This window comes from Yersinia nurmii (assembly GCF_001112925.1).
GTDB classification, from domain to species: Bacteria; Pseudomonadota; Gammaproteobacteria; order Enterobacterales; family Enterobacteriaceae; genus Yersinia; species Yersinia nurmii.
Map to the genome: position 1 here is coordinate 162,306 of NZ_CPYD01000001.1, position 12,836 is coordinate 175,141.

Genomic DNA, 12,836 nt, shown 5'->3' on the forward strand with positions numbered 1-12,836 from the left:
TGCGATTCAAAGCTGACAGCGCAGTTATTTTGCCGGGAAGTTTTTCCGCAGCATTAACAGGCAGTGGCGTAACTGATTATCCAACGGCGCTTCCAGCCGCATAGTTTCGCCGCTATTCGGATGCTCAAAGCGTAAAGCTGCCGCATGCAGGAACAGGCGATGTAAGCCAGTGCCTTTAAGCTGCGCATCGAAATCACGGTCGCCATAACGGTCATCAAAAGCGATCGGATGGCCGGCATGCAATGCGTGAACGCGAATCTGGTGAGTTCGGCCAGTAATCGGGCTGGCTTTTACCAACGTGCAGTGTTCAAAGCGTTCTTCCACTTTAAAGCGGGTTTCCGACGGTTTACCTTCGCTGCTCACCTTCACGACTCGCTCGCCGCTCTGCATAATATTTTTCAGCAACGGTGCCTGAATCGCCTTGCAATGAGATTGCCATTGGCCGCGAACTAGCGCCAGATAGTCTTTTTGCATGCCTTTCAGCCGCAGCTGTTCATGTAGGGAGCGCAATGCAGAACGCTTTTTCGCTACCAACAGAACGCCGGACGTGTCGCGGTCAAGACGATGCACCAATTCGAGGAACCGCGCTTCTGGACGTAACGCTCGCAGCGCTTCAATCACGCCAAAGCTCAGGCCACTTCCGCCGTGTACCGCGGTTCCCGAAGGTTTATTCAGCACCAGCAGGTAATCGTCCTCAAATAGGATACAGTCGGCCAACGCCGCGACTTTATCCAGTTTTGCTGAAACCGGCGCGTCTTCACGCTCGGCCACGCGTACCGGCGGTACACGCACCACATCGCCATCCGCCAGCTTATATTCTGGTTTAATGCGTCCTTTATTGACGCGAACTTCACCCTTGCGCACGATGCGGTAGATCATGCTCTTTGGCACGCCTTTTAATTTAGCGAGCAAAAAATTATCGATCCGCTGACCGGCTTCGTCGGCAGAAATGGTGATTAATTGTACTACTGGATTATCTGTTTTCATGGTGCGCGATTCTAATTATACAGAGGAATTAGCGCCACCCCTTTTTATGTGCTTAACTGTCAGTCTGGCTATTGAAGAGAACGTTTGCGCATTATTTTTGTTTAATAACACAACAATACTCGCCAACACTGTGAGCACAGTAAAATAATCTTTACTTAGACAGCTAAAGTCACCTTGCTATATCAGTATCAGCAATGGAATAATGCAGTTAATTCCGCGTTGATTCTCGTTAGATCAAGGAACTTGTGGAATAATAAGTTTGCCTGATCGCACAAAAACGCAGCAATGGCGTAAGACGTAATGTGAAATCAAGCAATTAGCGGGCTGCGGGTTGCAGCTTGGCCGGCAAATGGGATCAGATCTGTTGTCATAAATTCAGAAGCTGCCCTCTACTAAAAGCGCTGTTTTTCAGAAAGAAACACAGGCTTACCGAGATAATGCGCCCCTATGCAGGCGACAACCGTGAGGTTGACGGCTTTGCTAGAAGACTCGGGGTCATCGGTTTATCCGGCCATGAGGTTATTTTGCCCGCAGTTCTAACGCCAATGTAAAAATAACGAGTAAGTTAAGATGAAAAGAATGTTGATTAACGCAACTCAGCAGGAAGAGTTGCGTGTTGCCCTTGTAGATGGACAGCGGCTTTATGATCTGGATATTGAAAGTCCGGGGCATGAGCAAAAAAAAGCGAATATATACAAAGGTAAAATCACCCGAATTGAGCCAAGTCTGGAAGCCGCTTTTGTTGATTACGGTGCAGAAAGACATGGTTTCCTTCCTTTAAAAGAAATCTCTCGCGAGTACTTCCCAAGTAATTATTCCTCTCATGGCCGTCCAAACATCAAAGATGTATTGCGCGAAGGCCAGGAAGTTATTGTTCAGGTTGATAAAGAAGAACGTGGTAATAAAGGCGCAGCCTTAACCACATTTATCAGTCTGGCTGGCAGCTATTTAGTTCTGATGCCTAATAACCCGCGTGCCGGTGGTATTTCTCGCCGCATCGAAGGTGATGACCGTACTGAACTAAAAGAAGCCCTGTCTTCACTCCAGTTACCTGACGGCATGGGTCTGATTGTCCGTACGGCTGGCGTAGGCAAATCTGCCGACGCGCTGCAATGGGACTTGTCATTCCGCCTGAAACACTGGGATGCGATAAAAAAAGCCGCCGAAGGCCGCCCTGCTCCGTTCCTGATTCATCAGGAAAGCAACGTTATCGTGCGTGCCTTCCGCGATTACCTGCGCCCGGACATCGGCGAAATCCTGATCGACAATCCCAAAATTCTCGATCTGGCCAAAGAGCATATTGCCGCTCTGGGTCGCCCGGATTTCAGCAGCAAAATCAAATTGTACAGTGGCGAAATCCCGTTATTCAGCCACTATCAGATCGAATCTCAAATTGAATCTGCGTTCCAGCGCGAAGTGCGTTTGCCTTCCGGCGGTTCTATCGTTATTGATACCACCGAAGCGTTGACCGCGATTGATATCAACTCCGCACGCGCGACTCGCGGCGGCGACATCGAAGAAACGGCGTTCAATACCAACCTGGAAGCGGCGGACGAAATTGCTCGCCAATTGCGTCTGCGTGACCTCGGCGGCCTGATCGTTATCGACTTTATCGATATGACGCCGGTTCGCCATCAGCGTGAAGTAGAAAACCGTCTGCGTGACGCCGTTCGTCAAGACCGCGCACGCATTCAGATCGGCCGAATTTCTCGCTTCGGTCTACTGGAAATGTCCCGTCAGCGCCTTAGTCCGTCACTGGGTGAATCCAGCCACCACGTCTGCCCGCGCTGTAGCGGCACCGGCACCGTACGTGACAACGAATCTCTGTCACTGTCGATTCTTCGTCTGATTGAAGAAGAAGCGCTGAAAGAGAATACCCATGAAGTTCACGCTATCGTTCCAGTACAGATTGCCTCTTATCTGCTGAATGAAAAGCGTGAATCGGTTAATGCCATTGAGAAACGTCAGGGCGGCGTGCGTGCAGTTATCGTACCTAACGACCAGATGCAAACTCCGCATTACTCAGTGCTGCGCGTGCGTAAAGGTGAAGAAGTTCCGACCCTGAGCTATCTGCTGCCGAAACTGCATGAAGAAGAGATGGCTCAACCATTGGAAGAAGCGCCAATGGAACGCAAACGTCCGGAACAACCGGCGCTGGCGACCTTCTCTCTGCCAACGGAAGTCCCACCGGAAGCTGAACCTGTGGCAGCGGCCAAACCGGCGGCGCAGCCAGCAAAAACAGCCGTCAGTGCAGCACAGCCAGGTCTATTCAGTCGCTTGATTAGCGGCCTGAAAAGCCTGTTCGCCGCGCCAGTTGAAGCGGAAGTGCAACCGGCAGTCGTCGAAAAAACCGAAAATACTGATAATCGTCGTCAGGATCGTCGTAATCCGCGCCGCCAGAACAATGGCCGCAAAGATCGCGGTGACCGCACGCCGCGTGAAGGTCGCGAAAATACTCGTGAAAACACGCGTGACAGCGGCAACCGGGATGCTAACCGCGATAATCGTGACAACCGTGAAGGTCGTGAAGATCAGCGCCGTAACCGTCGTTCAAACCAGCAAAATACCGCGGTTGAAGCTACGGTAGAAAATCGCGACAACGACAAAGCGCCACGGGAAGAACAGCAACCGCGTCGTGAACGTGGCGATCGTCAACGTCGTCAACGCCAGAATCCGCAGGAAGTGAAAGCGGCTGAAGTGGTTGAAAGCGTTGCAGCGGTAACTCTGGTAGAAGAAGCACAGCCTGAGCAGGAAGAACGCCAACAGGTGATGCAACGTCGTCAGCGCCGTCAATTGAATCAAAAAGTACGTATTCAATCGGCTAATGATGAACTGAACCCTGCGGATACCGCCACTGAAACGGCTCCTGTGGCTAAAATCGCCGAGCAAAACGCCGCTCCGGTTGCACAGGAAGAAGTAAAACTGTTAGCGCCAGCCGCGGATGAAGACAACGGTAACGATCGTTCTGCCAATAACGAGAATGGTATGCCGCGTCGTTCACGCCGTTCACCACGTCACCTGCGTGTCAGTGGTCAGCGTCGTCGTCGCTATCGTGACGAACGTTACCCAACCCAATCTGCTATGCCACTGGCCGGGGCGTTTGCCTCTCCGGAAATGGCGTCAGGCAAGGTGTTTATTCGTTATCCGGTTGCACTACCGCAGGAACAGCAAGTTGCTGAGCCAGCAGCGGAAAATATCGCAGAAAACGTGAATACCCAAACGGCTGAAGCGCCTGCTGTCATCACAGTACCGGCAGTCACCACCGGTCAGGCGAATTCGGTTGCTGCAGCGCCAGCGATTGAACAAATCGTGGCGGTACCAGCCATTGTCGCTGAACCTGCGGTCATTGAAGCGCCTAAAGCTGAAAAACCGGTTGAAGCGGTAGCGCCAGCGCCAGCGGCTTACAAACATCAGCCAGGTGGTTCATCTTCATCAGCTGCTGCCGTACCGGGCCGTGCGCCTGTTGCTGCTCCAGTCGTTGAGACGCCTGTAGTTGAGACGCCTGTAGTCGAAACTGCTGAAGTTAAAACCGTTGAAGTTGCAACGGCTAGCGTTGAAACGACGAAAGCTGAAACAGTAGCCGAAACTCCGGTTAACCAGCCAGCAGCGGAAGCGGTTGTTAAGCCAGAGGTGTCCGAGCCAGAAGTGACTGCTCAACCTGCGGTTGAAGAAATCGTAGCGAAAGAAGTCGCTGTTGAAGCACCGTTTGAAGCTCATACCGAAACCAGTGCTAGCGAAACTGACGCAGTTGAAGAAACCGTGCCAGCAGCAGAAGCTGTGGTAGAAGAGAATGTGGCAGAAATCGTTGCTGCTGAAGTTACTGCGACTGAAGACGCGGCGGAAACACCGGTAGTTGAAGCAGCGAAAGCCGTTGAAGTGGCCGCTACCTTAGTGACCGAAGCGGTTGTTCATCCGGAAGGCGTGCGCTTTAAACATCATGCCTTCGCTCCGATGACCAAAGCACCGGCTTCTGCCCCAACTCAGGCTACGCAAGCGTCAGCTCACAGTGAATGGCAACGCCCTGCGTTTGACTTTGCAGGTAAAGGCTCTGCGGGCGCCCACGCGGCAGTGAACAAGGCTACGGCACCGGCTACCAAGCCTCAGCCAGTCAAGTAACTGACAGCAAGCACCTGAACGACAAAACCCGCCAAACGGCGGGTTTTTTTACGACTGAAAACCGTAATTTCTTAGTACTAACCCGATTCAATCAGGCAATCTGTTTCAGCGTTTTAATATCCAGATTATCCAATTTGCCATCTAACTGGCCGACAAATGCCTGGAAATGAGCGGTTTTATTGTGCTTTTGCAGCGCATCATCGGAGGCCCAACGCTCAAAGAACACAAAGGTACCCGGCTGACCGATTTCCGCATGAAGATCGTATTGCAGATTGCCACCTTCGGCACGGCTTGGCTCAATAATCTGGTGCACAATAGCCTTAACATCTTCAATAAACTCTGGTTTTGCCACTAAACTGGCGATTACGCGAACTTCCATTTTGCCCTCTCCTGTTTCAACATTCTGTCGGCCTGACGACCGATAACTGTTTATTACATCGAATTCACTGACACAATACCTGTCTCTATAAGATGCCTTTTTCTAATTGTTTTCAACTTAACCCGAACAATCAGATGCATCTATCACACTTTCCGCTTATCCTTACACCCCGCCGGAAACACTCCCGTACCAGCAAAAAAACCTCGAAACTCTCATCATCAAAGTGGAGCTAGCCAAATGACTGCACAATCCCAAACCCTGAAAATTCGCCGCCCTGACGATTGGCACATCCACTTGCGTGACGACGACATGTTAGCCAGGGTTCTCCCTTATACCAGTGAGGTATTTGGCCGGGCGATAGTGATGCCAAATCTGGCAACTCCCATCACCACCGTTAGCAGCGCCATTGCTTATCGGGAACGTATTTTGGCGGCGGTGCCTAAAGGCCAAACATTCACTCCGCTGATGACGTGTTATCTGACCAACCAGTTAACCGAGAAAGAGCTAACCGCAGGTTTCGAGCAAGGTGTATTTACCGCAGCCAAACTGTACCCTGCCAATGCCACCACTAACTCAACCCACGGTGTGTCCGATATTTTAGGGATTTATCCGCTGTTCGAGCAGATGCAGAAATTAGGCATGCCGCTGTTGATTCACGGAGAAGTCACCGATGCAGATGTCGATATCTTCGACCGAGAGGCCCGCTTTATCGATCAGATTCTGGAGCCTATCCGCCGGAAATTCCCTGCGCTAAAAATCGTTTTCGAGCATATCACCACCAAAGATGCGGCTGATTATGTGCTCGCGGGCAATGATTTTCTTGCCGCGACCATCACGCCACAGCATTTGATGTTTAACCGCAACCACATGTTGGTTGGGGGTATTCGCCCCCACCTGTTCTGCTTGCCAATCCTGAAACGTGGCACCCACCAGCAGGCTCTGCGTCAGGCCGTTGCCAGCGGCAGCGAGCGTTTCTTCCTAGGAACCGACTCAGCGCCACATGCCAAACACCGTAAAGAGTCTTCCTGTGGCTGCGCGGGCGTATTTAATGCCCCATCGGCGTTGCCGTCCTACGCTACCGTGTTTGAAGAAATGGATGCTTTACAGCATTTTGAAGCCTTCTGTTCATTGAACGGACCGCGTTTCTATGGTTTGCCAGTCAATGAGGATTTTGTTGAGTTAGTGCGCCAGCCCTTCACCCAGCCGGAAGAAATTTCGCTTGGTCACGAATCTATCGTGCCTTATCTGGCAGGCCAAACGCTGAATTGGTCAGTAAAAAGCTAATTTCTTTCAAAGGGAAGCGTTATTCTCTTCCCTTATTTTTCTCATTTTTCATTCTCCCTCTTGTCGGACGTTACATTTAACTGTATAAATATACAGTATCAATATTCGGAGGATGAAACATGCGTGTTGAAGTCAGCATTGATAGAAAAAACCCGTTACCCGCAGGCGCAATTGAAGCCCTGACCGGGGAGCTAACTAAAAGGCTCAATGCTCAATTCCCGGATACGACCGTTAGGGTTCGTTATGCCGGAGCTAACGATCTTTCAGTACTTGGCGGAGCCAAAACCGATAAAGATCGGATCTCTGAAATATTGCAAGAAATTTGGGAAAGCGCCGACGATTGGTTTGACGCAGAATAACTCATTGTCATGCTGTTTTGCCGGGGAGTCGCTCCTCGGCTTTTTTGTCCTCACATCATTTTCCTTGATTATTTTTTCCCCACCCCTTGTCCTCTTTCTTTCTATTCCCATATTGAAGCTGAATCGCGTTATTGTGCATTTTCTCAGCGTTATTAAACAAATTTGTAAAGATGTTGTGTTATTCACCAAATAAATATCTAGTTGCGTATACTGAAAAAGCTCACTCAATTATGAGCCGCATTGATCCTCATTAGTTACTTCAATTAGTTACTACTTAACAAGGGGTCTATATGGACAGAAATGATGAAGTTATTCAGACTCACCCGCTCGTAGGCTGGGATATCAGCACTGTAGACGCGTACAATGCCATGATGATTCGTCTTCATTACCTGTCTTCCGTGGATCAACCCACAGAGAACGCCTTAGTCGATAGAACACTGTGGCTGACCACCGATGTAGCACGCCAATTAATTAATATTCTAGAAGCAGGCATTGCTAAGATCGAATCAACGGATTATGTAGACATTGACCACCGAAAACACTAGTTATATCAAAGCAAAACCCCAGGGCACCGATGAGTCTTCATCAGGTGCCTTTTTATTCGCCACTCCCGCCCTCACGCTCGTTTCGCCCCTTTAGATAGTCTTCTACTCATGTTATTACTAATACACATAATTATTACCCTGGCGTAGCCTGCCGTTCTACGATGGCCTGAAGGTTCATCAGGCATATACGCTATTTTCCTGGAGTCCCAGAGCATGGAATATGATTTGATTGTGGTTGGCAGCGGTTCCGTTGGCTCAGCTGCGGGTTATTACGCGGCGCAGGCTGGATTAAAGGTTCTGATGATCGACAGCGGTATGCCGCCACATCAATCCGGTAGTCACCACGGCGACACTCGACTGATTCGTCATGCTTATGGCGAAGGAGAGAAATATGTGCCGCTGATTCTTCGTGCGCAAACCTTGTGGGATGACCTGTCCGCAGCGACTGGCGCGGAGCTGTTTCATGCCTGCGGCGTGATTAACCTGGGGCCACAAGACTCCGAATTCCTGAAAAACGTGCAGGAAAGTGCCCGCCAGTACGATTTGCCAGTTCAGATCATGAACGGTAGCGAAGTCAAGCAAAAATGGCCGCTTTTCACCGTCCCTGACGACTATGTCGGCGTATTTGAGCCGAAATCAGGCTATCTGCAATCTGATTTGGCCATATCCACCCTGATTAAAGAAGTCACCGCCGCGGGCTGCGGGATTCTATTCAACTGTCCGGTTTCGGCTATTCATCCTGATGATAACGGCGTGGATGTGGTGACTATCGATGGTACCTACCGCGGTAAGAAAGTCGTGGTAACCGCTGGCACCTGGGTGACAAAATTGCTTCCTACGCTACCCATCACCGCCGTGCGTAAAGTCTTTGCCTGGCATCACGCAGACGGACGTTACAGCGAAGAAAATCACTTCCCCGCCTTCACCGTAGAAACCCCGGATAACATTCATTACTATGGTTTCCCATCGAAGAAGGAAGAACTGAAAATCGGTAAACACAATGGTGGACAGCTCATTGAATCAGCGGAGCAACGCAAGCCTTTTGGCGGTTTTGCCGAAGATGGAACCGAAGTTTTCAGCTTTTTACGCAACTATTTGCCCGGCGTTGGCGTGTGTTTAAGGGGTGCATCCTGCACTTACGATATGAGTCCTGATGAAGATTTTATTATCGATACGCTGCCAGAAAGCCAAAGAATTATGGTATTTAGCGGGCTAAGTGGCCACGGTTTCAAATTCGCGACGGCTCTGGGCGAAATCGCCGCGCTGTTTGCGCAAGATAAGGCGTCTCCTATTGATATTAAACCTTTTTCTTTGAGCCGGTTTAACTGATCGTCTTAGCGTAATCGGACTATTTATCGCAGGATATTCTGATAGTTTTAGAATTTCCTGCATTTTTTTATTATTCTGTTCATCTTCAATTCTCCCGCTGCTATTCCTGCTATTTTCTGCTTATTTATAATTATCCATTCGTAAATGCCGTCTATTATCATCGCGAATCCCGAATTGACGCTAAAGCTACCTGAGGATTAACTTATTCGCGTTTGCGGCCGGGTATGGTTGCCCGTATGACAAGGATGTAACACCATGAGAATATTAATCATCGACGAATGTTATTACACTCGCTCTGGTGTAAATAAATACTTAAATAGCATGTCATCTGTAAATTTAATGGATGTAGCAACAGTTGAGCAAGCAACGCTGGTAATTCAGAGTTTCGATCCTGCGGTAATAATGGTCAATTTAACCCAATATTGTCGCTACGGTGGGCATTGTCCATTGCTGGAAGAATTTATTACCCGCTGTACACGCGCCAGAGTCTATATTTATCTGGATGCATCTTATCCCTTTAGCGAAACACCAATACCTTTAACGGAGTCTGTATCAATATTAGCCAAGCGGCGATTACCCGATTTATTGCACTCACTGACGCACTTGCAGGATGCGGGTAGTCAGGAAGGCTGGCAGGAAGGGACAACGCAGTCGTCCTTATTTAGTCCGCAAGAACATAAAGTGATGTGTTACTGGATGACAGAAATGCCAAATTATCGCATAGCAAAAAAGCTAAATATCAGCGATAGCACTGTATATTCGCATAAAAGACATATCACCGAAAAAATAAAAGTTAGGAATCGTCTGGAGCTATGCTTTATCTATAACGTTTTTAAATATTTGTATTGAAGATGACTCACTGTTTTCTGCATCAGTCAGCACCTCTTTAGATACACATTTCTTGGTAGGCTTTATTTCCATCAATAATGCATCCGAAGATACTGGTTAACATTATCTTTAGGATAAAATTAATGGCACCAATGTCTTACTAGTAGAATTAAAAATCCGGCTAATATTAACCATGCACGATAATATGGCGAGTATATAGCCGGAATCTACAATTGAGACGTCACTGAAGATAACTTTAATTAATTAACTATTCTTATGTTGAATGTGGGTTATTTTCCCAACATCACTTGTTATAGTTATTTAGTCAGAGCTCAGGCCTACCTACCACTTTCCTTATTTTTGGAAAGGAACACCCTTTATTTTTAATGAAGATCACCATGAAATAGAAACTCTATTGGGCAATATACTTTGAGGGTTTAGTAGTAACTTATTGTTTTAATAATAAATATAACTATAATAATCACAAAGCTCAGCAGCCCGTTGGCATTCATGTTCAATAAATTATTTTCGATGTTGATCAACAACGTACGCGCACATTTAGTGTTCTACATTTGCCTATGGCTGATTTTACTGGCGCTGGATATCTACTTCTTTTTCTACGCTTAACGCCTTTCCCAACGACGGTTTATCCCTCTTTCCGAATCATTCTTTTTGCGTATTTGTTACCCCAAATGCGCGATGAAGCATAAATTGAAGCCACATCGCGCTGCGATGGTTTGATTTACGACTCTCTTTCATCTGTTGCTGGTTTACCATCCCCCAGCAATACAGCAAATTTATGGCCGGTTGGCGTCAGCTCCAACGCAATTTTAGCGATGATGGTCAACGGCACTGACAGCAGCATCCCTATCGGCCCCAGTAACCATCCCCAGAAGATCAATGACAGAAACACCACCAACGTAGAAAGTCCGAGTCCACGTCCCATCATGCGCGGATCGATGATATTTCCACCAATCAGGTTTATCAGAATAAAGCCGCCGGTAACCGCCAGCGCGTCGGCAAAGCCATTGAACAATAAAGCCTGAATAATTGGTGGGATAGCCGCCAGCACCGAGCCAATATTGGGAATGTAATTGAGCACGAATGCCAACAAACCCCAGATAAAAGCAAAGCGAACATTCATTGATGCTAGGAATATCCAAACCACCAACCCCGTAGCAAGGCTGATAATCGTTTTAATCACCAGATAGTGAGTGACGCCCTTTACCGCACGCTGCAAGACCGCAATGCCTTTTACCGGATCGTCGAACATTAATTGCAGTTTGTACGGCAGGCGCTCAACTTCAAACAGCATAAACACCACAGTCATCAACAACAGGAAAATACCGGTCATCGCGCCGGAAAGATGGCTAATCAAGCGAGTGACGAAATTCATAGCGGCGCCGGGATCGACGTATTTCATTACGTCATCCACGGACATATCAATATTGAAACGCACGGCAAAACCGTGCAGATCGCGAATTTTTTCCAGCATCATGCCGCGATATTGCGGTAATGTGCGAGCAAACTCATTTAAAGAATTACCGAGCATTCCCAACAGGAATGACATCAACAAAATAATAACCACCACCAACAGAACAATCGCCAGTGTGCGGGGAATTTTGATTTTTTGCAGCAAGCTCACCAGTGGATTCAACACAATGGAGAGAAATACTGCCAAAAGGAAAGGTACCACGATGGGCGACGCCGCCTTGATTCCGGCCATAATCACGACCAGCATGGCCAACATGGCGACAATACGTAAACCTTTATTGCTGACTGCCGGCGTTACCATAATCTGTCCTTGCATCGAGGTCGTCATCGAGAACGATGATAGAAATAGTGAGAGATCGAAAATAACAGAGCGATCTCTCAACTTAAACTTAATTTTCCGAATATAGCCAGAGGGTTGAGGTAGAAACTAACCCTTTAAGCTTAGCTTTAGTCGTCAGATTTTTCAGGCGCAGGAATATGCATAGTGGTTTGCAATAATCCTTTTGATTTATTAAAAATCTTCACTCCGTTTTCACGGCCAGCACGACGGGCGCGCTGTTCTTCACGGGGAAGTTTCAATTCGTCCTGACAAATCTGGCTACAGCAGCCGTCAAATTTGGCGGCGCAGGTTGGACATTGGATAAACAGCAGGTGGCAACCGTCATTTTTACAGTTGGTATGAGCATCGCAGGGCGTGCCGCACTGATGACAGTTCGCAATCACATCATCCGAAATCCGCTCGCCCATGCGCTCGTCGAAGACAAAGTTTTTACCGACGAATTTCAGCGGTAAACCCTGCTCTTTGGCTTTGCGTGCGTACTCAATAATGCCGCCTTCAACGTGATAAATATTTTTGAAGCCGTTATGCAACATATAGGCGCTGGCTTTTTCACAGCGAATACCGCCGGTGCAATACATGACAATATTTTTGTCTTTGTCTTGCTGTAGCATTTCTACTGCCATCGGCAGCTGTTCCCGGAAGGTATCGGACGGAACTTCTATCGCATTTTCAAAATGCCCCACTTCATATTCATAGTGGTTACGCATATCAACGAACAATGTATCCGGATCGTCAATCATCTGATTAACCTGATCGGCCTTCAGATACTGGCCGACGTGTGCCGGATTAAAGCTGTCGTCATCAATACCGTCGGCGACGATGCGCTCACGCACTTTCATTCGCAGCACCCAGAAGGACTTTCCGTCGTCTTCCAGAGCCACGTTCAGGCGAACCAGATCCAACGCCGGATGAGAAGCGAACAAAACCGCTTTAAACTCATCATAACGGTTGGCGGGAACGCTAATTTGCGCGTTGATACCTTCTTTCGCCACGTATACCCGGCCAAATACGCCCAATTTCACAAATTGGCTGTAAAGGCTGTCACGGAATGCTTTGGCGTCATCCAGATTGAAGTATTTATAAAAAGAAACTGTGGTACGGGGTTCGGTTTCAGCCAACATCCGTGCTTTAAGTTCCTCATTAGAAATTCGGTTATGTAACACTGGCATGGTGTA

General features: G+C 48.2%; 11 protein-coding genes. 7 read left to right on the top strand and 4 right to left on the bottom strand.

Annotation, left to right across the window (positions count from 1 at the left end):
* Positions 1-24: 24 nt before the first annotated feature.
* Positions 25-987: a 23S rRNA pseudouridine(955/2504/2580) synthase RluC gene (gene rluC, locus AD970_RS00730; RefSeq protein ID WP_049596430.1), complete on the bottom strand. Its 963-nt coding sequence runs from the start codon at positions 985-987 to the stop codon at positions 25-27.
* A gap of 570 nt (positions 988-1,557) precedes the next feature.
* Between rluC and rne the strand changes: the two genes are divergently transcribed.
* Entirely contained in the window at positions 1,558-5,103 is a 3,546-nt protein-coding gene (gene rne / locus AD970_RS00735) for a ribonuclease E (RefSeq protein WP_049596431.1), read from the top strand.
* A 91-nt stretch (positions 5,104-5,194) separates the two neighbouring features.
* Here rne and AD970_RS00740 read toward each other — a convergent pair whose 3' ends face one another.
* Positions 5,195-5,482 carry a putative quinol monooxygenase gene (locus AD970_RS00740; RefSeq protein ID WP_049596432.1) on the bottom strand — a complete coding sequence of 96 codons (288 nt, stop codon included), beginning with the start codon at positions 5,480-5,482 and terminating at the stop codon, positions 5,195-5,197.
* Between the two features lie 237 nt (positions 5,483-5,719).
* Here AD970_RS00740 and pyrC point away from each other — a divergent pair, with 237 nt between their 5' ends.
* From pyrC to AD970_RS18595, 6 genes are all read left to right on the top strand, one after another.
* Positions 5,720-6,766: a dihydroorotase gene (gene pyrC, locus AD970_RS00745; RefSeq protein WP_049596433.1), complete on the top strand. Its 1,047-nt coding sequence runs from the start codon at positions 5,720-5,722 to the stop codon at positions 6,764-6,766.
* Positions 6,767-6,885: 119 nt separating this feature from the next.
* Entirely contained in the window at positions 6,886-7,125 is a 240-nt protein-coding gene (dinI, locus tag AD970_RS00750; RefSeq protein ID WP_049596434.1) for a DNA damage-inducible protein I, read from the top strand.
* 290 nt (positions 7,126-7,415) lie between these two features.
* On the top strand, positions 7,416-7,670 hold the full coding sequence (gene bssS / locus AD970_RS00755) for a biofilm formation regulator BssS (RefSeq protein WP_049596435.1): 255 nt from the start codon (positions 7,416-7,418) through the stop codon (positions 7,668-7,670).
* 213 nt (positions 7,671-7,883) lie between these two features.
* Positions 7,884-8,999, top strand: coding sequence for an N-methyl-L-tryptophan oxidase (gene solA / locus AD970_RS00760; RefSeq protein WP_049596436.1), 1,116 nt, complete (start codon positions 7,884-7,886; stop codon positions 8,997-8,999).
* A gap of 255 nt (positions 9,000-9,254) precedes the next feature.
* The gene (locus AD970_RS00765) at positions 9,255-9,848 is read left to right on the top strand and encodes a LuxR C-terminal-related transcriptional regulator (protein ID WP_049596437.1); all 594 of its coding nucleotides are present in this window, start codon (positions 9,255-9,257) and stop codon (positions 9,846-9,848) included.
* 489 nt (positions 9,849-10,337) lie between these two features.
* The gene (locus AD970_RS18595; RefSeq protein WP_049596438.1) at positions 10,338-10,454 is read left to right on the top strand and encodes a DUF2770 family protein; all 117 of its coding nucleotides are present in this window, start codon (positions 10,338-10,340) and stop codon (positions 10,452-10,454) included.
* A 115-nt stretch (positions 10,455-10,569) separates the two neighbouring features.
* On the opposite strand, the gene AD970_RS00775 is transcribed toward AD970_RS18595, so the two are convergent.
* Entirely contained in the window at positions 10,570-11,622 is a 1,053-nt protein-coding gene (locus tag AD970_RS00775; protein ID WP_049596439.1) for an AI-2E family transporter, read from the bottom strand.
* A gap of 146 nt (positions 11,623-11,768) precedes the next feature.
* Positions 11,769-12,830 carry an oxygen-dependent tRNA uridine(34) hydroxylase TrhO gene (trhO, locus tag AD970_RS00780; RefSeq protein WP_049596440.1) on the bottom strand — a complete coding sequence of 354 codons (1,062 nt, stop codon included), beginning with the start codon at positions 12,828-12,830 and terminating at the stop codon, positions 11,769-11,771.
* Positions 12,831-12,836: the final 6 nt, after the last annotated feature.

Excerpts from the sequence above, each read along its gene's own strand:
- AD970_RS00775 (WP_049596439.1), bottom strand. The coding sequence starts at position 11,622 with ATGGTAACGCCGGCAGTCAGCAATAAAGGTTTACGTATTGTCGCCATG.
- AD970_RS00740 (WP_049596432.1), bottom strand. The coding sequence starts at position 5,482 with ATGGAAGTTCGCGTAATCGCCAGTTTAGTGGCAAAACCAGAGTTTATT.
- AD970_RS00765 (WP_049596437.1), top strand. The coding sequence starts at position 9,255 with ATGAGAATATTAATCATCGACGAATGTTATTACACTCGCTCTGGTGTA.
- solA (WP_049596436.1), top strand. The coding sequence starts at position 7,884 with ATGGAATATGATTTGATTGTGGTTGGCAGCGGTTCCGTTGGCTCAGCT.
- pyrC (WP_049596433.1), top strand. The coding sequence starts at position 5,720 with ATGACTGCACAATCCCAAACCCTGAAAATTCGCCGCCCTGACGATTGG.
- bssS (WP_049596435.1), top strand. The coding sequence starts at position 7,416 with ATGGACAGAAATGATGAAGTTATTCAGACTCACCCGCTCGTAGGCTGG.
- rluC (WP_049596430.1), bottom strand. The coding sequence starts at position 987 with ATGAAAACAGATAATCCAGTAGTACAATTAATCACCATTTCTGCCGAC.
- dinI (WP_049596434.1), top strand. The coding sequence starts at position 6,886 with ATGCGTGTTGAAGTCAGCATTGATAGAAAAAACCCGTTACCCGCAGGC.
- rne (WP_049596431.1), top strand. The coding sequence starts at position 1,558 with ATGAAAAGAATGTTGATTAACGCAACTCAGCAGGAAGAGTTGCGTGTT.
- trhO (WP_049596440.1), bottom strand. The coding sequence starts at position 12,830 with ATGCCAGTGTTACATAACCGAATTTCTAATGAGGAACTTAAAGCACGG.
- AD970_RS18595 (WP_049596438.1), top strand. The coding sequence starts at position 10,338 with ATGTTCAATAAATTATTTTCGATGTTGATCAACAACGTACGCGCACAT.